21 protein-coding genes are annotated in these 20,176 nt (G+C 73.7%); 10 read left to right on the top strand and 11 right to left on the bottom strand.

From position 1 onward, the window contains the following. Positions 1–171: 171 nt before the first annotated feature. Positions 172–1,752, top strand: a complete 1,581-nt coding sequence (locus B7P34_RS21475; RefSeq protein WP_106678835.1) for an RICIN domain-containing protein — start codon at positions 172–174, stop codon at positions 1,750–1,752. Positions 1,753–1,863: 111 nt separating this feature from the next. After that, positions 1,864–2,703, top strand: a complete 840-nt coding sequence (locus tag B7P34_RS21480; protein ID WP_106678837.1) for an SGNH/GDSL hydrolase family protein — start codon at positions 1,864–1,866, stop codon at positions 2,701–2,703. Between the two features lie 45 nt (positions 2,704–2,748). On the opposite strand, the gene B7P34_RS21485 is transcribed toward B7P34_RS21480, so the two are convergent. Further along, positions 2,749–3,576 carry a hypothetical protein gene (locus B7P34_RS21485; protein WP_106678839.1) on the bottom strand — a complete coding sequence of 276 codons (828 nt, stop codon included), beginning with the start codon at positions 3,574–3,576 and terminating at the stop codon, positions 2,749–2,751. Positions 3,577–3,698: 122 nt separating this feature from the next. On the opposite strand from B7P34_RS21485, the gene B7P34_RS21490 reads away from it, so the two are divergent. Then, positions 3,699–4,118, top strand: coding sequence for a VOC family protein (locus B7P34_RS21490; protein WP_106678841.1), 420 nt, complete (start codon positions 3,699–3,701; stop codon positions 4,116–4,118). Positions 4,119–4,207: 89 nt separating this feature from the next. On the opposite strand, the gene B7P34_RS21495 is transcribed toward B7P34_RS21490, so the two are convergent. Further along, entirely contained in the window at positions 4,208–5,038 is an 831-nt protein-coding gene (locus B7P34_RS21495) for an alpha/beta fold hydrolase (protein ID WP_106678843.1), read from the bottom strand. 105 nt (positions 5,039–5,143) lie between these two features. On the opposite strand from B7P34_RS21495, the gene B7P34_RS21500 reads away from it, so the two are divergent. Continuing rightward, positions 5,144–6,028, top strand: a complete 885-nt coding sequence (locus B7P34_RS21500) for an RNA polymerase sigma-70 factor (protein ID WP_106678845.1) — start codon at positions 5,144–5,146, stop codon at positions 6,026–6,028. Between the two features lie 7 nt (positions 6,029–6,035). On the opposite strand, the gene B7P34_RS21505 is transcribed toward B7P34_RS21500, so the two are convergent. Continuing rightward, a complete protein-coding gene (locus tag B7P34_RS21505; protein WP_106678847.1) occupies positions 6,036–6,782 on the bottom strand; it encodes an SDR family oxidoreductase in 747 nt (248 codons plus the stop codon). Positions 6,783–6,944: 162 nt separating this feature from the next. Between B7P34_RS21505 and B7P34_RS21510 the strand changes: the two genes are divergently transcribed. Beyond that, complete coding sequence (locus B7P34_RS21510) at positions 6,945–7,688, top strand: GntR family transcriptional regulator (RefSeq protein WP_106678849.1); 744 nt, start codon at positions 6,945–6,947, stop codon at positions 7,686–7,688. 295 nt (positions 7,689–7,983) lie between these two features. On the opposite strand, the gene B7P34_RS21515 is transcribed toward B7P34_RS21510, so the two are convergent. From B7P34_RS21515 to B7P34_RS21525, 3 genes are all read right to left on the bottom strand, one after another. Beyond that, positions 7,984–9,165 carry an ROK family protein gene (locus B7P34_RS21515; protein ID WP_106678851.1) on the bottom strand — a complete coding sequence of 394 codons (1,182 nt, stop codon included), beginning with the start codon at positions 9,163–9,165 and terminating at the stop codon, positions 7,984–7,986. 95 nt (positions 9,166–9,260) lie between these two features. Continuing rightward, positions 9,261–9,911 (bottom strand): response regulator, encoded by a 651-nt coding sequence (locus B7P34_RS21520; RefSeq protein WP_106678869.1) that lies wholly within the window; start codon positions 9,909–9,911, stop codon positions 9,261–9,263. Between the two features lie 154 nt (positions 9,912–10,065). Next, positions 10,066–11,274: a sensor histidine kinase gene (locus tag B7P34_RS21525; protein ID WP_106678853.1), complete on the bottom strand. Its 1,209-nt coding sequence runs from the start codon at positions 11,272–11,274 to the stop codon at positions 10,066–10,068. A gap of 108 nt (positions 11,275–11,382) precedes the next feature. On the opposite strand from B7P34_RS21525, the gene B7P34_RS21530 reads away from it, so the two are divergent. Together B7P34_RS21530 and B7P34_RS21535 are read left to right on the top strand one after the other, a co-directional pair. Continuing rightward, on the top strand, positions 11,383–12,120 hold the full coding sequence (locus B7P34_RS21530; protein WP_106678855.1) for an ABC transporter ATP-binding protein: 738 nt from the start codon (positions 11,383–11,385) through the stop codon (positions 12,118–12,120). Beyond that, positions 12,117–12,926 (top strand): ABC transporter permease subunit, encoded by an 810-nt coding sequence (locus B7P34_RS21535; RefSeq protein WP_146166886.1) that lies wholly within the window; start codon positions 12,117–12,119, stop codon positions 12,924–12,926. Before B7P34_RS21530 ends, B7P34_RS21535 begins: the two co-directional genes overlap by 4 nt. Before the next feature lie 58 nt (positions 12,927–12,984). Here B7P34_RS21535 and mug read toward each other — a convergent pair whose 3' ends face one another. The 5 genes from mug to B7P34_RS21560 form a co-directional block, all read right to left on the bottom strand. After that, positions 12,985–13,479: a G/U mismatch-specific DNA glycosylase gene (mug, locus tag B7P34_RS21540; RefSeq protein WP_353620261.1), complete on the bottom strand. Its 495-nt coding sequence runs from the start codon at positions 13,477–13,479 to the stop codon at positions 12,985–12,987. A 44-nt stretch (positions 13,480–13,523) separates the two neighbouring features. After that, complete coding sequence (gene purB, locus B7P34_RS21545; RefSeq protein WP_106678857.1) at positions 13,524–14,957, bottom strand: adenylosuccinate lyase; 1,434 nt, start codon at positions 14,955–14,957, stop codon at positions 13,524–13,526. Positions 14,958–15,022: 65 nt separating this feature from the next. Beyond that, positions 15,023–15,490: a hypothetical protein gene (locus B7P34_RS21550; protein WP_106678859.1), complete on the bottom strand. Its 468-nt coding sequence runs from the start codon at positions 15,488–15,490 to the stop codon at positions 15,023–15,025. Positions 15,491–15,580: 90 nt separating this feature from the next. Then, the gene (locus B7P34_RS21555; protein ID WP_106678861.1) at positions 15,581–15,862 is read right to left on the bottom strand and encodes a hypothetical protein; all 282 of its coding nucleotides are present in this window, start codon (positions 15,860–15,862) and stop codon (positions 15,581–15,583) included. Between the two features lie 19 nt (positions 15,863–15,881). Beyond that, positions 15,882–16,550 carry an HNH endonuclease family protein gene (locus B7P34_RS21560; protein ID WP_223268078.1) on the bottom strand — a complete coding sequence of 223 codons (669 nt, stop codon included), beginning with the start codon at positions 16,548–16,550 and terminating at the stop codon, positions 15,882–15,884. Positions 16,551–16,730: 180 nt separating this feature from the next. Here B7P34_RS21560 and B7P34_RS21565 point away from each other — a divergent pair, with 180 nt between their 5' ends. From B7P34_RS21565 to B7P34_RS21575, 3 genes are all read left to right on the top strand, one after another. Then, entirely contained in the window at positions 16,731–18,302 is a 1,572-nt protein-coding gene (locus B7P34_RS21565; RefSeq protein ID WP_106678863.1) for an alkaline phosphatase D family protein, read from the top strand. A 63-nt stretch (positions 18,303–18,365) separates the two neighbouring features. After that, complete coding sequence (locus B7P34_RS21570; RefSeq protein WP_106678865.1) at positions 18,366–19,766, top strand: dihydrolipoyl dehydrogenase family protein; 1,401 nt, start codon at positions 18,366–18,368, stop codon at positions 19,764–19,766. A 145-nt stretch (positions 19,767–19,911) separates the two neighbouring features. Continuing rightward, positions 19,912–20,176: hypothetical protein (locus tag B7P34_RS21575; RefSeq protein WP_223268079.1), on the top strand; the 265-nt coding region annotated here is incomplete at its 3' end.

The following is a 20,176-nucleotide window of genomic DNA, read 5'->3' on the forward strand; positions in this document are numbered from 1 at the left end:
CCGTGTTTTCAGTCCGATTTCATCAGCCCGTGCAAACTCGTGGCGTGAGGACTGCGGCCACCCCGTGGCCGATATCAGGCCAAATGATCAAAGGGGCGGACGATGTGTCCGGGGTCTTCATAGGCTCGTCATGCTTCACAGGAAGTTCACGGAGTCACCAGGGAAGGTCACATGCTTAGACACCCCAAGGGCGTCAGACGCCTCATAGCTGCCCCGTTCCTCGCCCTGCTCATGCTCACCACCGGCGCCGGCGTCATCGCCACCGCCACCACCGCGCAGGCCGCGGACTCCGATGCCTGGACGTTCACCAATCCGGACGGCACCCTCAACGCGACCGGCAACAACGATGGAAACCAGATCTCTGTCACTCCCGACGGCACCAACTACCGGGACTGGCGGCTGATCAAGCTCGGCGCCCCCGGCACGTTCAACATCGCCAGCACCTCCTCCGGGAAGTGCATCTACGCCACCCAGCCCGCCGTTCAGCAGTCCTGCGGCAAGGACGGCGAGCAGTGGAACTTCCGCCCCGTCGACGGCAAGCCCAACACCTTCGGCATCGTCCGCCGCGACGACCGCAGCGGCACTGAGTGGTGCATGGACAACCGGGGCGGGCTCCACCTGTGGGGCATTCTCGCCCAGCCCAACGTCTGCAACGGCAGCGCGAGCCAGGAATGGACGGTCCCCGCGTCGAAGGCGGCCGAGGCGCGGAAGCTCGCCCTCGACTACTACGCCGACCTGTGCTCCAAGAAGACCTCCACCTGCTCGTGGACGCAGAAGTCCGAGGGGCAGCCCGAGGTCCTGCCGCGCCAGCCCGCCTCGTCGGTCTGGTACAACGACACCAGCGGCACCATGAAGCAGGTCTTCACCACGATCTACCACTCCGGCTGGGCACAGACGTACTCCGCGGGCGTGTCGACCTCCGTCGGTGTCTCCACCCCGGTCCAGGCCATGATCTCCAGCCAGCTCACCGCGACGCAGACCTACACCTCCGACGAGACCACCGTGAACGGCATCGCGATCGACGTCCCGGCCAAGAGCTACGGATGGGTCGACTTCGCCGCCGTCGGCAAGAAGGTCACCGGCACGTGGACCTTCGACACCGACAACCAGCCGTGGACCACGGACGCGACCGTCACCGTCCCCGTCATCAACTCGGCGGCCGGATCCACCATGTACGTCGCCCGCACCAGCACGACCGCACCCGGCACCGGCACAGGCACCGGCAGCCCGGACGTCAAGCCCGCCGCCCTCGCCGCGACCACGACGAACACCGTGGACATGCCGAAGGGCACCCACCTGACCGCCTACAAGGGCGGTGTACGGGCCATCGACGACAGCGACGGCAGCACGATCGCGACGATTCTTCCCGGAACGGTCAAGGCCACCGACGGCACCACCCACAAGATCAACACGTCCGTCGACGGGAACAAAGTCACCCAGATCATCGACGGCGTCACCGGAAGCACCATCGAAGGCACCGTGACCCCGCCGGTCTTCTCCGTCGGCACCGCGGACCCCACCCCGGTCGGCACCGTGGCTGCGAAGACGGCCCTCGCAAAGAAGACGGTCCTTGCGCTGCGTACCGCCTCCGCCGACAAGGATGAGGACAAGGACAAGAAGCTGAACTGCATCAGGGACAAGATGGTCGCCGGAATCATCGGGGGGTTCGTGGGCACCATCGAGGCGGGCGGCGCCGGAGCGATGCCCGGTGCCCTCGGCGGCCTCGCCATCGGAATCGCGACCTGCAAGTGATCTGACCGTACAACCTGAACGACCGTGTCCCCCTGTCCCCCTGCCTGCGGGCCGGCAGGGGGACGCGGCGCTTCCGGGGGATCGGGCCGGAGGAGTAGGATCGCCCGCGCCATGCAGATGAATGCCACGTACACCAGTTTTGTCGCGGTCGGGGACTCCTTCACCGAGGGCATGTCCGACGGGCTGCCGGACGGCTCCTACCGGGGCTGGGCCGACCTCCTCGCCGCACGGCTGGCGGCCCGCCACCCCGGCTTCCGCTACGCGAACCTCGCCGTGCGCGGCAAGCTGATCGGCCAGATCGCGGACGAGCAGTCCGCGCCGGCCGCCGCGCTGGGCGCGGACCTGGTGACGCTGGTCGGCGGCCTGAACGACGTGCTGCGGCCCAAGTGCGACGTCGACGCGGTGTGCGCCCGGCTGGCGGAGGCCGCGGAGCGGCTCGCGCCGAGCTGCAAGCAGCTGGTGCTGATGCGCAGCCCCGGCCGGCGCGGCCCGGTCCTGGAGCGGTTCCGCCCCCGCATGGAGCAGCTCTTCTCGTTCGTCGAGGCGCTGGCGGAGCGGCACGGGGCCGTGGTCGTGGACCTCTTCGGCGCCGAGGTGCTGGGCGACGCGCGGCTGTGGGCCGACGACCGCCTGCACCTGAACGCCGAGGGACACCGGCGGGTGGCCGAGGCCATGTGGCAGGCGCTCGGCCACGAGCCGGAGGACGACTGGCGCGCCCCCCTGCCCCCGGCCGTCCGCCCGGGCTGGGCGGCGCGCCGCGCCTCCGACGCCCGCTTCACCCGCGAGCACCTCGTGCCGTGGATCGGGCGCCGCCTCACGGGCCGCTCGTCCGGTGACGGGCGGGCGGGCGCGCACTTCAGCGCGGACGAGGGCCGTGCGTTCTGGGTGTCGCCGCCGGCCGGCGGGGCCGGGACCGGCGACGTGACGGGGTGGCTGCGGGCGCAGCCATAGGCTCCCGCCGCCCGCAGAGGCCGTAGAGGTCCGTCCCCCGGCTGCTCAGCTCTCCAGCAGCCGGTGCAGGGCGGCCTTGAAGGCGGCGACGAAGGCGTCGCGCGTCTCCGGGGCCACGAGGTCCAGGGACAGGTACGGGTTGAGGTCCTCCAGCTCGACCAGCAGGAGCTCGCCCCCCGGGGCGCGGCAGGCGTCCACGCGCTGGATGCCGTGCTCGATCCCGTTCCACTCGACGAAGCGCTGCGCGAAGGCCAGGTCCTCCGCGGTGGGCTCGTACGGCACGAGCTCCCAGCGGCGGCCGGGGTCGGGCGCGTGGAGGGCGTACTGGAAGGCGTCGTCGACGAAGTAGAACGACACCTCGTAGCGGAAACGGATCCGCGGCTGGACGAGGACACCGTCGTAGGAGAGGTCCGCGAGCTCCTCGCGCGGAACGAAGCGCAGGCCTATGGAGTCCGCGCCGAGCTTCGGCTTGACCACGTACTCGTCGGCGGCGGGCAGCAGACCGGTGTCCTCGGCGCGGTCGACGGTCGGGATGACGGGGTGGCCGGCGGCGGTGAGGTCCAGCAGGTACTGCTTGCCGGCCATGTCGGCCTTGCCGGTCAGCTGGTTGTAGACGCGCACACCGCCCTCGGCCGCGCGGCGCGCGAAGTCGTCGTACGCGGCCTGGTAGTGCAGCACGGGCCCGCTGTTGCGGACCACGACGGCGTCGAAGGCGTCCATCAGCGCGGCGGCGTCGAGCGGGTGGCACAGGGCGACGTCGAAGTCCTCGCGCAGCCGGGAGGACAGGAAGATGTCCTCGTCGCAGTACCTGCGCCCGCGCGCCGGGTAGGCGAGGTCGGTGACGTAGAGGACGCGGGGCTGGGCGGACGGCATGGCTCTCCTGAGGCGCTGGGCTGCCCGGTGGCCCCATTGACGGCCCACGGGCTGTCCGGTCGATGATATCCGTGCAGGTCAGACGGAGATCGTCCGGTGTTCCCGAGCGAAGGAGAAACGGCGTGCCTGTCGACGGAAAGGCCCATGTGCGCATCGCCCGCCCGTCCCGCGACCTCGCGGCGGCGGAGCGGTTCTGGACCGGGGGGCTCGGCCTCTCGGTGCTCTATCGGCACGAGGCGGCCCCGGACGCCCCGCCCAGGGAGGACCACTCGCTGCTGATGCTGGGCTGGCCGGACGCGGGCTGGCACCTCGAACTGGTCGTCTCGGAGGGCGAGTTCGTCCGTCCCGCGCCCACCGTGGAGGACCTTCTCGTCGTCTACGTCGCCGAGGAGGTACCGCAGGAGCTCGTCGACCGCCTGGAGGCGCACGGCGGCAGGCGCGTCGAGGCCCACAACCCCTACTGGGACAGGTGGGGCGTCACGGTCGAGGACCCCGACGGCTACCGCCTGGTGCTGTCCACGCGCGACTGGTCCAACGCGTAGGGATTTTCCGGCGGATCACCGGCCGAGGGGCCCGTCCATTCCGCCGGACCCTCCCCGCCGGGCAGACTCGATCGCAGGCGCGCCGGCGTTCAGCGCGTGGCGTCGAGGATGACCCTCGCCACGAGCGCCGGGGCGTCGTTCATGGGCACGTGCCCGCAGCCGGGCAGCCGGACCAGGCGCGCTCCGGGGATCACCTGCTTGGCCCGGACGCCCTGGCGGCGCGGCAGCAGCCGGTCGCGCGTGCCCCACGCGACGGTCACGGGGACGTCCGCGATGTCGTGGGTGAAGAGGCCGGTCCGGCCCGCGGCGAGGGTGGGTGCGAAGCCGGTGGCCTCGCGCAGCGCCCGCGTCTCGGCCATCACGGCGTCGGGCGAACGGCGGCCCGGGCGGGCGTAGATGGTGCCGGTCAGCGCCGCGCGCCCGGCGGTCGTGCGGGCCAGCCGGGCGACGGCCTGCGGGGGCAGCGACTCGGCGCCGCGCCGCATCGCGCGCAGCACGGCGAAGGCGTAGCGGCGCTCGGCCTCGGTCCAGAAGCCGGCGGGCGAGAGGGTGACCGCGGTCCGCACGAGCTTCTCGTGCGCGAGCTGCAGGGCCAGCAGCCCGCCGAGGGAGTTGCCCGCGACGTGCGGCCGGTCCAGGCCCAGGGCCTCGAAGAGCGCTCTGAGGACGGGGACCACGCCGGGCAGGTCGTAGGTGACGCCGTCCGGCAGCGCGGGCGAGTCGCCGAAGCCGGGCAGGTCGACGGCGATGACGTCGCGCTCCGCGGCGAGGATGCCCGTGACCGGGTCCCACGCCTGCAGGTGGTGGCCGATGCCGTGCAGGAGCACCAGCGGCTCCCCGCCGCCGAGCCGTTCGTAGGACACCTCCGCCGTCCGCCGTCCGGCGGGGGTGTCGATGGGGAAGACGACCGTGTCGGCCATGGGTGGCTCCTCGTCATCCTGGGGTGACCGGTGAGGTATTGAGACAGGATGTCAGTAAGAGTTACCGCAGGGTAGACCCTGTGCGAAGAGCCGTACGATGAGCCGGTGACCGCACGTGACGCCGCGCTCGGCGCCTTCGAGGAACACCGCTCCGTCCTCACGGGGGTGGCCTACCGCATGCTCGGCCGCGTCACCGACGCCGAGGACGTCGTCCAGGAGGCGTGGCTGCGCTGGTCCGGCGCGGACCGGGAGGAGGTGCGCGACCCGCGCGGCTACCTCGTCCGGGTCACCACCCGGCTGGCCGTCGACCGGCTGCGCCAGGTCCAGGCGCGGCGCGAGGCGTACGTGGGCCCCTGGCTGCCCGAGCCGATCGCCACCGACTACGGCCCGGCCGTCCCGGACACCGCCGAGCGGGCGGTGCTGGCGGACTCCGTCTCGCTCGCCGTGCTCGTGGTCCTGGAGTCCCTGTCACCGCTGGAGCGGGCGGTCTTCGTGCTGCGGGAGGCCTTCGGCTTCCCCTTCGGCGAGATCGCCGTCACTCTCGACCGCTCGGAGGCGTCCGTGCGGCAGCTCGCGAGCCGGGCCCGCCGCCATGTCGACGAGCGCAGGCCGCGCTTCACCGTGGACCCGGCCGAGCAGCGCGACCTCACCGAGAAGTTCCTGGCGGCGGCCACGGGCGGCAGCATCGGGAGCCTGCTGGAGCTGCTCGCTCCCGACGTCCGGCTCGTCGGCGACAGCGGCGGCAAGTCCAAGGCGCCGCTGCGCGTCATCGAGACCGCGGACAAGGTCGGGCGCTTCCTGCACGCGGTGGCCCGGCAGCCCCTGCCGGGGGCGGAGGCCCGTTTCATGGAGATCAACGGCCGTCCGGGCCTCCTCGTCCTGTCCGGGGGACGCCCCGACACCGCGTTCAGCCTCGACGTGGCGGACGGCCGGATCACGACGGTCTACCTCGTGCGCAACCCCGACAAGCTCAGCGGCCTGACCGGCTAGCCGGACGCTACAGGCCGCCGCCCACGCGCAGCACCGCGCCCGTCGTGTACGACGCCTCCGGCGACATCAGCCACGCCACCGCCCCCGCGACCTCGTCGGGCGTGCCGGCGCGGCCCATGGGCACGACGGCCGCCTTGCGCGCCGGCCGGTCGGGGTCGCCCATCGCCGCGTGGATGTCCGTGACGATCAGCCCGGGCTGCACGGAGTTGACGCGCACGCCGTCCTCGGCGAGCTCCTTGGACAGTCCCACGGTCATCGCGTCCACGGCCGCCTTGCTCGCCGCGTAGTGCACATACTCGCCGGGGCTGCCGAGGGTGGCCGCGGCCGAGGAGATGTTCACTATCGCGCCGCCGTGGCCGCCGTGCCGGGCCGACATCTCCAGGGCCGCGCGGCGGGCGCAGATCAGAGCACCCGTCACGTTCACGTCGACGACGCGGCGCATCCGCTCCACCGGCGTCTCGGTGAACCGGCCGAGCAGGCCCGTGACGCCGGCGTTGTTCACCAGGCCCGTGACCGGGCCCAGCTCCGCGCGCACCGTGTCGAACAGCTTGTCGACCTGGCTCTCCACGCTGGTGTCGGCCTGGACGACCACGCACCGGACGCCCTCGGCGCGCACGGCTTCGGCCGTCGCCTCGGCGGCCTCGCGCGCGTGCTCGTAGCCGATGCCCACGCTGTGGCCCGCCCGCGCCAGCCGCACCGCGACCGCCGCGCCGATCCCCCGGCCGCCTCCCGTGACCACCGTGACCTGATCCATGGCGCCCCGCCCCCTCGTCCTTCGCCCGCTGTCTTCCACCGTCTTACGCCCGTACGGTAATCGGGGCATTGGTCTTGACCAAGTCCGAGCACCGTCCTATGGTCGCCATACTGCAACAACCTTTAATAAAGAAGCGCGCAAAATGCTTTGCGGAGGAACAGGGTGGGGACCACGCAGCTCGACACGGTGCCGGAGCCGAAGTACTGGCACCTGAAGACCGTGCTCAGCGAGGCGCTCGACTCCGAGTTCGCGGTGGGTGAGATCCTGCCGAACGAGCGGGAGCTCGCCGCCCGGTTCGGCGTCGCACGGGCCACGCTCCGGCAGGCGCTCGAACAACTGGAGCTCGAAGGGCGGCTGCAGCGCCGCCGCGGCGTCGGCACCACCGTCGCCCCGCCCCGCGTGGGCGTGGCCGTCGGTGACGCCGAGCAGGCCTGGCCGGGCACCGCCGCGGACTCCTGGCAGGCCGTCGACTGCCTGGAGGCGGCTCCGCCCGCGGCCGTCGCCCGGCTGCTCGGCACGCCCGCCGGGCGCCCGGTGCACACCGTCCGCCGGATCCGCCGGACGCACGGCCAGCCCGTGGCCGCCGAGCTGCTCTACGTGCCGGGGCACTCCGTCCCGGGCCTCGCCGCGATCGACACCGCATCGGGCGCCGCCCGCGCCCGGACGGTCCTGCGCGAGCTCCAGCGCCTCGCCCTGGAGGGCCAGGACCGCGCGGTCGAGCTGGGCTCGGCCCGCGCCGAGGACGCCAAACAGCTCGACCGGCTCCCCGGCGCGCCCGTCCTCCTCGTCACCACGCGCTACTTCGCCGAGGGCGCGACCGCGGCGGTGGCCGTGGCGACGTACCGGGCGGACACCTGCCGGCTCACCTTCGGTGAGACCGGGGTGCAGCTCCTCGCCGCGGGCTAGACCGGCGCCTCGGACGTACGGTCCCGGTGGGCTCGCATTCCGCCGGGGGCTCGCCGTCGTGGCTCGTCGCCGTTGCGGCGGGCCATTTGGGTCGGGCAGGCCCTTAGGAGATGCGGCTCCGCTGTCGGCTGAGCAGCGCGGCCGACGACGCGTCCTGGACGTACCGTCGCAGTGGGCTCGTATTCCGCCGGGCCCTCGCCATCGCGGCGGGCATTTTTTCGTACGCGCCCGGGTGAGGTGCGGTTCCGCGCCGCCACGACCGGCGTCGTCTCGGCAGGCGCTTGGTCCGGACGTGTCAGCGGCGTGCCGTGACCGTGCTCTCCACCGCGAACAGCTGCTTCTCCACGTGGTCGAGGGCCAAGCGCAGCGCCCCCGTGGCCACCGCCGCCTCGCCGAGCATCGACTGCACCACCTGCGGCGGCCGCAGGCAGTAGCGGGACAGTTCCGCGCGCAGCGGTTCCAGGACGCCGCTGAGTCCCGCCGCCCAGCCTCCGACGACGACCAGCTCGGGGTCCAGGGCCAGTACCAGCGCGGCCACGTCGTGCACCAGCCTGCGCATGAAGCGCTCCACGGCCGCCGCGGCCCCCTCGTCGCCCTCGCGCGCCAGCGCGAAGACCCGCGCCACCTGCGCCTCGTCCAGCGGGTGCAGCGGCTCCCCCGTCGTGGACAGCACTTCCTCCGGCGTGGCCTCGCGGCCCAGCAGGTGCAGCGCGCCGATCTCGCCGGCCGCGCCCCCGAAGCCGCGGTGCAGCCGCCCGCCGATCAGCGAGCCGGCCCCGGGGCTGAGCCCCGCCAGAACGAACACGACGTCGTCGGACCCGGTGGCCGCGCCCTTCCAGTGCTCGGCCACCGCGGCCGCGTTCGCGTCGTTCTCCACCAGCACCGGGCAGCGGAACGAGCGGCGCAGGCGCTCCCCCAGCGGCAGGCCCGTCCAGCCGGGGAGCGCCGTGCCCAGCCGGACCGTGCCGTCGGCCTCGACGATGCCCGGGGTGGCCACGCCGACGGCGCGCAGCCCGCTGCGCGGCACGCCCGAGCGCGCCAGCAGGTCGGCGACGGCGTCCCGCACGCGGTCCAGCCGCTCGTCCGCCGGGGCCTTCTCGGCGACGTCCACGGACGCCGAACCCGTGACGCGCCCGCTCAGGTCGGCCATCAGGGCGGCGATCCGGTGCGGCCCGATCTCGATGCCGAGCAGGTGGCCCGCCTCGACGCGGAAGCGGAAGCGGCGCGCGGGCCGGCCCTGGCGCCGGGCCTCGCCCTCCTCCGCGGGGGCCTCCACCACCAGGCCGGACTCCATCAGGCCCTCGACCACGCCCTCGACGGTCGGCCGGGACAGGCCGGTGACCTTGACCAGGTCCGTGAGGGTGGGCGCGGCGGCCAGCGGGGACGCCGGCGACGCTGCCGTGCGGAGCGCGTGCAGCACGACGGCCGAGTTGATCCGCCGCAGCAGGGACGGGTCCCCGCCGGTGAGCCGCCCCAACGTCGCCGCCTCCTCGCGTTTACGCGTCCTTTGCCTACTGGCCGGATCGTATCGGGTGCGGTGGCCCGCGGCGAGCCTCGGGACTCAGCCGGGGGTCAGCCGGGGGTCACGAACCCCGACTCGTAGGCGGCGATCACCGCCTGCGTGCGGTCCCGCGCCCCGAGCTTCGCGAGCACCGCGCTGACGTGCGTCTTCACCGTTTCGGCGCCGAGCGTCAGGGTCCGGGCGATCTCCGCGTTGGACAGGCCGCGGGCCATGTGGCGCAGCACCTCGGCCTCGCGCGCGGTCAGGGCCGCCCGCTCCATGGCCGCCCGGGCCCGCTCGTTGCCGCGCCCGGCGGCGAGCCGCCGCAGCGCGGCCGGGAACAGCAGCGAGTCGCCGGCGGCCACCGTGCGGACCGCCTGGACGATCTCGGCGGGCGCGGACCGCTTGAGGAGGAAGCCGTCGGCGCCGGCGCGCAGCGCGTCGTAGACGTACTCGTCGTTCTCGAAGGTGGTGATGACCACGATCTTCGGCGGTTGGTCGACCGTGCGGAGGACGGCCCGGGTCGCTTCGATGCCGTCCAGCAGCGGCATCCTGACGTCCATCGCGACGACGTCCGGCCGCAGCTGACGGACCATCGGCACCACGGCCGCGCCGTCCGCAGCCTCGCCCGCGACCTCGATGTCGTGCTGTGCTTCGAGGATGGCGCGCAGCCCCGCGCGCACCAAGGGTTCGTCGTCGACGAGCAGAACGGATATCGGCATCGGGCCACCATAGATCGTGCCGCCGGGATCGGCGGGCACCGCCGGACCGCCTCGTCGTCGTCACTCGCCGCTGGGCGGAAGAAAGACCCCCGCCGCAGCGGCGAGGCACCACGACGGCGAGGGTCCGGCGGAATGCGCACCCGCCGGGGAGAGCTCACACCCCCAGCGGAAGCACCACCCGCACCCGCCACGCGCCCTCGTGCACACCGGTCTCGGCGTGGCCGCCGAGGAGCGCAGCGCGCTCGCGGATGCCCCGCAGCCCGCTGCCGCCGCCCCTGACGGCGCTGCCCGCGGGCCCGGGAAGGGGGTTGCGGATGTCCAGCTCCAGAACGTCCGCGCGGACCGCTATGCGCAGCGACACCCGCACGGGGCCCGCGTGCCGCACCACATTGGTCAGCGCCTCCTGGGCGATGCGGTAGCCCTCGCGCGAGACCGGGCCCGGCAGGGCCTCCAGGGCGCCGCTGACCTCGGCCGCGACCTCGGTGCCGGAGCCCCGGGCGGCGGTGAGCAGCCGTTCGACGTCGGTCAGGGCGGGGCGTCCCGCCGCCGTCCCGGAGGCGTCCTCGCGCAGGATCTTCAGGACACGGTCCAGGTCCTCCAGCGCGTGCCGGCCCGTCTCCTCAATGGCGGCGAGCGCCTTGTCGGTGAACTCGGGCGAGCCCGCGGCGCGGGCCGCACCCGCCTGGAGCACGGCGACCGTCAGGGCGTGCCCCACGGAGTCGTGCAGCTCCCGGGCGAGCCGGTTGTGTTCCAGCAGGCGTTCCGTCCGCTCCTCCAGCGCGGCCAGGCGCTGGGCCGCCGAGGGGCCGAGGAGCGCCCGCGCGGCCCGCGCCAGCGCTTCGCCCGCGAAGACGACGAAGGCGAGGAAGAGCACGGGCACCAGCAGGCCCAGGAGGGCGTACGACCAGTGGCCCGGCCCGGGCGTCCACAGCGGCGTGCGCACCGCATCGCTCCCGGAGGCGCTGCCGATGAGATTGATCACCAGCGCCGGCACGTGGACCGAGAGGAACGCGGTCACCACGCCCGCCTCGTACCGCACGATCAGCCACACGGCCGTGCGCCGGCGATCCGCCCACGAAGCCGAGCGCGCGGGGGTGAAGTCCGGCTCCGGGGTGTTCTCCCCCGCCGGGAACAGGAGCAGCTGCGCCTGCATGCCCTCCGACAGCCGCACCCCCGGGACCATGGCCGCCGCGGCCAGGAAGGGCAGCGGCACCACGAGCAGCCAGGCGCCCGCCGGGCTGTTCACGTTGCCGAGCCCGGGGACCACGAACGCGAACACCATCGCGAGGACCGCCGCCATGACGAGGTGCAGCCAGCGGGTGTACGTGACCGTGCGGGTCACCGGGCGCAGCGCAGTGATCATGACGTCATCCTCCCAAGGCGGCCCGGCCGGCGGCCTCCCCCGCGTGGGGGAGACGGTCCCCGCGCCAGGGGGAAGCGCCGCCTCCGGCCCGGGCGCGAGCCTTGGGCCATGACCTTGATCGAGATTCGCGGACTCACCAAGCGGTACGGCCCGGTGTGCGCCCTGGACGGGCTCACCGTGACCGTCCGGCCCGGCCGGGTCACCGGCTTCCTGGGCCCCAACGGCGCCGGCAAGTCCACCACGATGCGCATCCTCCTCGGCCTCGACCGGCCCACCTCCGGTACGGCCCTGGTCGGCGGCAGGCCGTACGCCTCGTTCGCCGAGCCGCTGCGGCACGTCGGCGCGCTGCTGGACGCCTCGGCCGCCCACCCGGCCCGGACCGCCCGCGACCACCTGCTCACCCTCGCCCTCAGCAACCGCATCCCCGCCCGCCGCGTCGACGAGGTGCTGGAGGAGACGGGGATCGCGGGCGCGGCCCGGCGGCGCGTGCGCACCTTCTCCCTGGGGATGCGGCAGCGCCTGGGGCTGGCCGCGGCGCTGCTGGGCGACCCGCCCGTGGTGCTGCTCGACGAGCCCGCCAACGGCCTCGACCCGGAGGGCATCCTCCAGCTGCGGAGACTGGCCCGGCGCCTGGCCGGGGAGGGGCGGACCGTCCTCCTCTCCAGCCACCTCATGGGCGAGATGGCACGGACCGCCGACCACCTGGTGGTCCTGGGCCGGGGCCGGCTGCTGGCCGACGCGCCCCTGGACGAGTTCGTCGGCGGAAGCGCCTCGCTGGAGGAGGCCTACTTCGCCCTGACCGCCGGCTCCGCCGAGTTCACGCACCAGGAAGGCACGCCCTCATGACGACCCCTACGACCACTCCCACGACCACCCCCGCGACCGCCACCCCCGCGGCCGCCCTCACAGCCGCCCTCGCGCCCGTCGTCCGCTCCGAGTGGGTGAAGCTCCGCTCCGTGCGGTCCCTGCTCGTGGCCCTCTTCGCCGCGTTCGTCTGCACGGTCGGCGTGACCGTGCTCGCCCACGCCATGGTCGGCAAGGCCGAGGCCGGCAACGCGGACTTCGAGCCCGTGTACGGCTCCTACTTCGGCCTCAACTTCGGGCACATCGCCGCCGTCTGCTTCGGCGTGATGGCGGTCGCCGGGGAGTACGCGGGCGGCGGGATCAGGCTCTCGCTCACCGCCGTCCCCCGCCGCGGCCTGTTCTTCGGCGGCAAGCTGCTCGTCGTGGGCGCCGCGGCCCTGCCGGTGGGCCTGGCGACCGGCTTCGGCTGCTTCCTCGGCGCGCAGGCCCTGCTCGGCGAGTACGGGGTGGGGCTGGGGGCGCCCGGCGCGCTGCGGTCGGCGATCGGCTGCGGTCTGTACCTCACGCTGCTCACCGTGTTCTCTGCGGGCGTGGCCGCGGTGCTGCGCAGCCAGGTCGGCGCGCTGTCGGTGCTCACGCCCGTGGTCTTCCTGATCTCGCCGGTCTTCGCGGGGGTCCCGGGCATCGGGACGGTGGTGGCCTTCCTCCCGGACCGGGCGGGCCAGCAGATCCTTCACCCGGTCCCGGAGGGCCCGCTGGGGGCCTGGTCCGGGATGGGAGTGATGGCTTTGTGGGCGGCGCTCGCCGCGGCGGCGGGCTGGTGGTCGCTGCACCGCCGCGATGCGTGACCCCGCCGGGGAGGGGCGGCCGGTGTGCGGGGTGCGCTCACCAGTGTGCGGGGCGCACTCACCCCTCGCCGTCGGCCGCCGCCCGCAGCCGCGCGAACTCCTCCGCCATCTTCGGCAGCGGCCAGTGGGCATTGAGCCCGCTGGGGTTGGGCAGGGCCCAGATGCGGGTGGCGCCTATCGTCCGCTCCTGCGGGCCGATCTTCGCGTGCTTGTCGCCGAAGGCGACGCGGTAGGCGGTCACCCCGACGACCGCGAGCCAGCGCGGCTTCAGCAGCTCCACCTTGGCGGTCAGGATGCGGCCGCCCTCGACGTACTCCGCGGTGCTCAGCTCGTCCGCGCGCGCCGAGGCCCGGGCGACGACGTTGGTGATGCCGAGCCCGTAGCCGAGCAGTTCCTCCTGCTCCGCCGGGGCGAGCCGCCGCGGCGTGAAGCCGGAGGCGTGCAGGACGGGCCAGAAGCGGTTGCCCGGGCGGGCGAAGTGGTGGCCTGTGGCCGCCGACATCAGGCCGGGGTTGATGCCGCAGAAGAGAACGCGGAGGCCGTCCGCGACCACGTCGGGTACGAGGCGGTCGCGGGCGGCCTCCAGCTCTGCCGGTGTCAGAGGATCGCCCCCGGCGCGTACGCGGCGGCCTCCGGGTGGCGCTTGGCGATCTCCTCGATGCGGGAGACCACGAGGGCGGCCTGGTCGGCGGCGGCGCCGGTGAACGACAGCTTGTCGGCCATCAGGGCGTCGAGGCCGGCCCGGTCCAGCGGGATGCGCTCGTCGGCGGCGAGCTTGTCGAGGAGCTCGTTGCGCTCGGCGCCCTGCTCGCGCATGGCGAGCGCGGAGGCCACGGCGTGCTCCTTGATCGCCTCGTGGGCGACCTCGCGGCCGACGCCGGCGCGCACGGCCGCCATCAGCACCTTGGTGGTGGCGAGGAACGGCAGGTAGCGGTCCAGCTCGCGGGCGACGACGGCCGGGAAGGCGCCGAACTCGTCGAGCACGGTGAGGAAGGTCTCCATGAGGCCGTCGAGCGCGAAGAAGGCGTCCGGCAGGGCCACGCGGCGGACCACGGAGCAGGAGACGTCGCCCTCGTTCCACTGGTCGCCCGCGAGCTCGCCGGCCATGGAGGCGTAGCCGCGCAGGATGACCATGAGGCCGTTGACGCGCTCGCAGGAGCGGGTGTTCATCTTGTGCGGCATGGCGGAGGATCCGACCTGGCCGGGCTTGAAGCCCTCGGTGACCAGCTCGTGCCCGGCCATCAGGCGGATCGTCTTGGCGAGCGAGGACGGCGCGGCGGCCAGCTGCACCAGGGAGGTCACGACCTCGTAGTCGAGCGAGCGCGGGTAGACCTGGCCGACGGAGGTGAAGGCCTGCGCGAAGCCGAGGTGGTGGGCGATGCGCCGCTCCAGCTCGTCCAGCTTGGCGGCGTCGCCGCCGAGGAGGTCCAGCATGTCCTGGGCGGTGCCGACGGGGCCCTTGATGCCGCGCAGCGGGTAGCGGCCGAGGAGCTCCTCCAGGCGGGCGAAGGCGACGAGGAGCTCGTCGGCGCCGGTGGCGAAGCGCTTGCCGAGGGTGGTGGCCTGGGCGGCGACGTTGTGCGAGCGGCCGGCCATGACCAGCTCGGCGTTCTCCGCGGCGAGCTTGCCGAGGCGGGCGAGGACGGCGACGGACCGGTCCCGGACGAGCTCCAGGGACAGCCGGATCTGCAGCTGCTCGACGTTCTCCGTGAGGTCGCGGGACGTCATGCCCTTGTGGATGTGCTCGTGGCCGGCGAGGGCGTTGAACTCCTCGATGCGGGCCTTCACGTCGTGCCGGGTGACCTTCTCGCGCTCGGCGATGGAGGCGAGGTCGACCTGGTCGAGCACGCGCTCGTAGTCGGCGAGGGCGGCGTCCGGCACCTCGATCCCCAGGTCCTTCTGGGCGCGCAGGACGGCGAGCCACAGCCGCCGCTCCAGCGTCACCTTGTACTCGGGGGACCACAGGACGGCCAGCTCGGCGGAGGCGTAGCGGCCGGCCAGGACATTGGGGATGCGGGGCTTCACAGACACGCTGCCGAGTCTACTGTCGGTTGCTGCAGACTCCGGCACGGGGCTCGTTCGTAGCTTGCTACGAGCTACGGCGTCGCCTTCAGGGTGTACTCACAGCCCCTGACGGAGCCGCCGCCCCCGCCCGCCGCGACCTGCTTCCCGTCGACCTTGATCACGCAGGGCGGGGTGGCGAACTTGTCGTCGTGCTCCGGGCCGGTGCCGTAGACGGAGCCGGGGACCAGGGCCAGCAGGACGCCGCCCTTGGGCTCCGTGCCGCGGAACGTGACGTCGACGGTCTTCGTCCACGGCAGGGAGACCTGCTCGGTGGCGTTGCGGTCCCAGGCCACGTAGGTGACCTGGGAGGAGCCCGTGCCGTGCAGCTCGAAGGTCACCCGGCGCACGGGCGGCCTGCCGTCCGCCGCGTCGCCCTCCGCGCCGGTCCGGCGCTGCGCCGCGGCCGCGGAGCCGCCGGCCTTCCCCAGCCCGCTCCCGCAGCCCGCCACCAGCGTGGCCGCCGTCACGGCGAGCGCCGTCCACGTGACCGCCTTGCGCATGTCTCCCCCAGAGCCCGGTCCGACGCGGAAGCATGATCGCTTCCGGCCGACGGTGATCATAGTGGGGATGCGCGGGGCCTCAGCGGGGCCTCAGCGGGGGACTTCCGCGGCGCCTCCCTCCCGGATGCGGTCGAGGACCCGGGCGTGCAGGGCCGCCAGGCCGTCCTCGGGGACGGGCACCGGGCTGCCGGTGAGGGTGTACCACTCCTCGGCTCCGGTGTACTGGACGTCGACGCGCGCCTTCCCGCCGGGCAGGGCGCTGGTGGCGACGGTGAGGTCGCCGGTGATGACGCCGACGTCATCGGTCATCGCCCCGCCCGGCCCCGCGGTCACCTGGTCCACGAGGGGCCCGCCGGCCTGTCCGCCGGTCACCGGTTGCTGCTCGTGCTGCTCATCGGTCGCATGAGTCCAGCATGGCAGCAAGGGTGTCCTGCTCGCCCTGGGTGACGCTCAGCTTGTACACGTGCTTGACGTGGGTCCAGGCGCGGGAGTACGTGCACCAGTAGGAGCCCAGCGGCGGGCGCCACTGGTCGGGGCTCTGGTCGCCCTTGGAGCGGTTGGAGGCGGCGGACACCGCGATCAGCTGAGGGTTGGTCAGGTCGTTGGCGAACCGTTTGCGCTGGTCGGTCGTCCAGGAGTCGGCCCCGGACCGCCAGGCGTTGGCGAGGGGCACCATGTGGTCGATGTCGAGCTGGTTCGCCGCCGTGAAGTCCTTGCCGTCGTAGGCGCTGTGCCAGCGGCCGGCGACCGAGCGGCACTGGTCGTCGGTCTTCACGTCCTGGCCGTCGCGGGAGAGGACGACCTCGCGGGTGTCGCAGGTGCCCATCTGCTTGATCCAGTGGGGGAACTTGGCGCGGCTGTACCCGGCCATCGAGTGCGGCAGCTCGACCGTGAGCCCGGCCAGCTCCTCCTTGGCCACGGATGCCGCGGGCGGCTCCGGCAGGTCGTGCGGGACGGGCGGCGGCGCGGCCGAGGCCGGGACGCCGGCGGGGGCGAGGACGGCGGACAGACACAGGGCTGCGGCAGTGGCGGCGCGGCGCCACCGGATTCGTGGGATCACAGACCAACAGATACCGGCACTCACTCCTCGATACGGAACATATACCCCGGACGGCGACGTGCCGGGGTGCCCCGTTGACGCCGCGGCCCAAGGCACCTCATGTTCACGGTGCGTTCGGCCGCCGGGCACCTCGCGCCGGTAGGAACGCACCGTCAGGAACAGGCGAACGAGGAGGATTCGATGACTCAGGGGCCCGGGTTCGGCGTGGGCAGACGAGCCGTCCTGCGAGGCGCGGCGGGCGCCGCCGCGGTCACCGCGCTGCCCGCGGCGGCCGGCACGGCACCGGCCCTGGCGCTGTCCGGGCGGCCGGAGGCGCGCTGGGGCGTGCAGACCGGTGACGTGACGGCGTCGTCGGGCCTCGTATGGGTGCGCGCCGACCGGCCCGCCCGGATGATCGTGGAGACCTCGGCCACGGAGTCGTTCCGCAAGGTGCGCCGCATCACGGGCCCGCTCGTCGGGCCGGACACGGACTTCACCGGCCGCACCGCGCTGCACGGCCTGCCGCCCGGGCAGGAGATCCACTACCGCGTGCTGCTCGCCGACCCGGACGACCCGCGCCGCACCGGCCGCCCGGTCCCCGGCACCTTCCGCACGGCACCGGCCCGCCGCTCGGACGTGCGCTTCCTGTGGTCCGGCGACCTGGCCGGGCAGGGCTGGGGCATCAACCCCGACCGCGGCGGCTACCGCATCTACGAGCACATGCGCCGCCTCGCGCCGGACTTCTTCCTCTGCAGCGGCGACAACATCTACGCCGACAGCCCCATCGCGCCGTCCGTGACCCTGCCGGACGGCAGCATCTGGCGGAACGTCACCACGGAGGAGAAGGCGAAGGTCGCCGAGACCCTGGCCGAGTTCCGCGGCGCGTTCCGCTACAACCTCCTGGACGCCAACCTGCGCCGGTTCAACGCCGAGGTGCCCACCGTCGTCCAGTGGGACGACCACGAGGTGCACAACAACTGGTACCCGGGCCAGATCCTCGACGACGCGCGGTACGCGGAGAAGCGGATCGACGTGCTCGCCGCGCGGTCGCGGCGGGCCTTCTCTGAGTACTTCCCGCTGTCCACCCAGCGGGAGGACGGCGACGGCCGCGTCTACCGCGTCCTGCCCCACGGCCCCCTGCTGGACGTGTTCGTGCTGGACATGCGCACGTACCGGAACGCGAACTCGCCCGGCCGCCGGCCCGACGACACCCAGGGCATCCTGGGCGCCCGCCAGCTCGAGTGGCTCAAGCGGGAGCTCTCGCGCTCGCGCGCCGTGTGGAAGGTGATCGCCTCCGACATGCCGCTGGGCCTCGTGGTCACCGACGGCCCCACGGACTTCGAGGCCGTGGCCCAGGGCGATCCGGGGGCGCCGCTCGGCCGGGAGCTGCAGATCGCCGAGCTGCTGCGGCACATCAAGCACCGGCGGATCACCGGCACGGTCTGGCTGACGGCCGACGTGCACTACACCTCGGCGCAGCACTACGAGCCGGAGCGGGCCGCGTTCAAGGACTTCGCGCCGTTCTGGGAATTCGTCTCGGGCCCGCTCAACGCGGGCGGCTTCCCCGCCAACAAGCTGGACGGCACGTTCGGCCCGCGGCAGGCGTTCCTCAAGGCGCCGGCCACGGCCAACGTCCCGCCCGGGCAGGGCAGTCAGTTCTTCGGCGAGGTGGCCATCGCGGGCGACAGCGGGGAGCTGACCGTGCGGCTGCGGGACGAGGACGGGGCGGTGCTGTTCACCAAGGTGCTGCAGCCGGGGCGCGTCGGACAGTGACGCTGTCAGCCGGTGGTGGGAAGGTGGGGCTGTCCGGCCGACCCGAGCGGAAGGTGGCTTGCCATGACCGAGCAGGTGGACGTCGTCGTCATCGGGCTGGGCCCGGGCGGTGAGCATGTCGCGGGCCGGCTCGCCGACGCCGGGCTGAGTGTCGTGGGCGTCGAGGCGGAGCTGGTCGGCGGCGAGTGCCCGTACTGGGGGTGCGTGCCGAGCAAGATGATGATCCGCGCGGGGAACCTGCTGGCGGAGGCGCGGCGCGTGCCCGGCATGGCGGGGGCCGTGGGGCAGGTCGCCCCCGACTGGGCGCCGGTGGCGGCCCGGATCCGCGACGAGGCCACCGACGACTGGAACGACCAGGTGGCGGCCGACCGCTTCACCGGCAAGGGCGGCCGCCTGGTCCGCGGCCGCGGCAGGCTCACCGGCCCGCGCCGGGTGGCGGTCGAGGGCGGCGACGGCGACGGCCTGCGGTTCGAGGCCCGGCTGGGCGTGGTCCTCGCGACCGGCTCGCGACCGCAGGTCCCGCCGGTGCCGGGCCTGGCGGACGTGCCGTACTGGACGAACCGGGACGCGGTCTCGGCGAAGGAGGCGCCGCGCTCGCTGCTCGTCCTCGGCGGCGGCGCGATCGGCCTGGAGGTCGCCCAGGTCTACGCCCGCTTCGGCACGCACGTCACGATCGTGGAGGCGATGGACCGGCTGGTCCCGGGCGAGGAGCCGGAGGCGGGCGCCCTGCTGGCCGAGGTGCTCGGCCGGGAGGGGCTCGCCCTGCGCACGGGCGCCCGGGCGGCCGGCGCGCGCCACGAGGGCGACGTGTTCGCGCTGGCGCTGGAGGACGGCACCGAGCTGACGGGGGATCAGCTGCTGGTGGCCACCGGCCGCCGGGTGGACCTGAGCGGCCTGGGCCTGGAGACCGTCGGCCTCGACCCCGGCGGGCGGGCCCTCGCCGTCGACGGCCGGATGCAGGCCGCACCGGGGCTGTGGGGCGTGGGCGACGTGACGGGCCACGGCGCGTTCACGCACGTGGCGATGTACGAGGCGGAGATCGCCGTCCGCTCGGTCCTCGGCGAGCCCGGCCCCCACGCCGACTACCGGGCCCTGCCGCGGGTGACGTTCACCGACCCGGAGGTCGGCGCGGTCGGCCTGACCGAGCAGCAGGCCCGCGACAAGGGGCTGCGGGTGCGCACGGGCCTCTCGCGCGTGCCGTCCTCGGCGCGCGGCTGGATCCACAAGGCCGGCAACGACGGCCTGGTCAAGCTGGTCGAGGACGCGGACCGCGGGGTGCTCGTGGGGGCGACGACGGCCGGGCCCATGGGCGGCGAGGTGCTGTACGGGCTGGCCGTGGCCGTCCAGGCGGAGGTGCCCGTGGAGTCGCTGCGGCACATGATCTACGCGTACCCGACGTTCCACCGGGGCGTCGAGGACGCGCTCGCGGACCTCCGCGCGCGGGAGTCCTCGCCGGACGCTTAGGAGTGTCACCGGTTGCGGTGCGGCGGATACTTCTTCCGGCGGACACTTCTTCCCGATTCGGGAGAGTTGGTAAAAAGAACCCGCTTAACCCATCGGTCACAAGCCGTTTGTGATCACGCAACACCCCTCCGTCAGGGTGGTGCCCATGACGGACGAGACCACCGCGAAGCCCCATCGCCCCCCTCACTGGCGGCGGGACATGGTCGAGCTGGCCGCCCTGTTCACCGCTGTCACCGCCGCCGACACCATGGCCGACACCGTCGTCCACGGCCCCGACGGGCCCGTGCTGCTCGCCTCCTCGGCCGCCGCCCTGCTGGCCACCACCGCCTTCCACACCTGGTGGGCGCGGCGCGGCCGCAGCCGCACTCCCTCGCCGGCGCAGGCCGGCGCCGCACCCGCGGCGCCGCGCA

Origin of the sequence: Streptosporangium nondiastaticum (genome assembly GCF_003011965.1) — a bacterium.
In the GTDB taxonomy this organism is placed as follows: Bacteria; Actinomycetota; Actinomycetes; order Streptomycetales; family Streptomycetaceae; genus Streptomyces; species Streptomyces nondiastaticus.

Coding starts and splice junctions, on each gene's coding strand:
- B7P34_RS21475 (WP_106678835.1), top strand. CDS start 172: ATGCTTAGACACCCCAAGGGCGTCAGACGCCTCATAGCTGCCCCGTTC.
- B7P34_RS21480 (WP_106678837.1), top strand. CDS start 1,864: ATGCAGATGAATGCCACGTACACCAGTTTTGTCGCGGTCGGGGACTCC.
- B7P34_RS21485 (WP_106678839.1), bottom strand. CDS start 3,576: ATGCCGTCCGCCCAGCCCCGCGTCCTCTACGTCACCGACCTCGCCTAC.
- B7P34_RS21495 (WP_106678843.1), bottom strand. CDS start 5,038: ATGGCCGACACGGTCGTCTTCCCCATCGACACCCCCGCCGGACGGCGG.
- B7P34_RS21505 (WP_106678847.1), bottom strand. CDS start 6,782: ATGGATCAGGTCACGGTGGTCACGGGAGGCGGCCGGGGGATCGGCGCG.
- B7P34_RS21520 (WP_106678869.1), bottom strand. CDS start 9,911: ATGCCGATATCCGTTCTGCTCGTCGACGACGAACCCTTGGTGCGCGCG.
- B7P34_RS21525 (WP_106678853.1), bottom strand. CDS start 11,274: ATGATCACTGCGCTGCGCCCGGTGACCCGCACGGTCACGTACACCCGC.
- B7P34_RS21530 (WP_106678855.1), top strand. CDS start 11,383: ATGACCTTGATCGAGATTCGCGGACTCACCAAGCGGTACGGCCCGGTG.
- B7P34_RS21535 (WP_146166886.1), top strand. CDS start 12,117: ATGACGACCCCTACGACCACTCCCACGACCACCCCCGCGACCGCCACC.
- B7P34_RS21550 (WP_106678859.1), bottom strand. CDS start 15,490: ATGCGCAAGGCGGTCACGTGGACGGCGCTCGCCGTGACGGCGGCCACG.
- B7P34_RS21565 (WP_106678863.1), top strand. CDS start 16,731: ATGACTCAGGGGCCCGGGTTCGGCGTGGGCAGACGAGCCGTCCTGCGA.
- B7P34_RS21570 (WP_106678865.1), top strand. CDS start 18,366: ATGACCGAGCAGGTGGACGTCGTCGTCATCGGGCTGGGCCCGGGCGGT.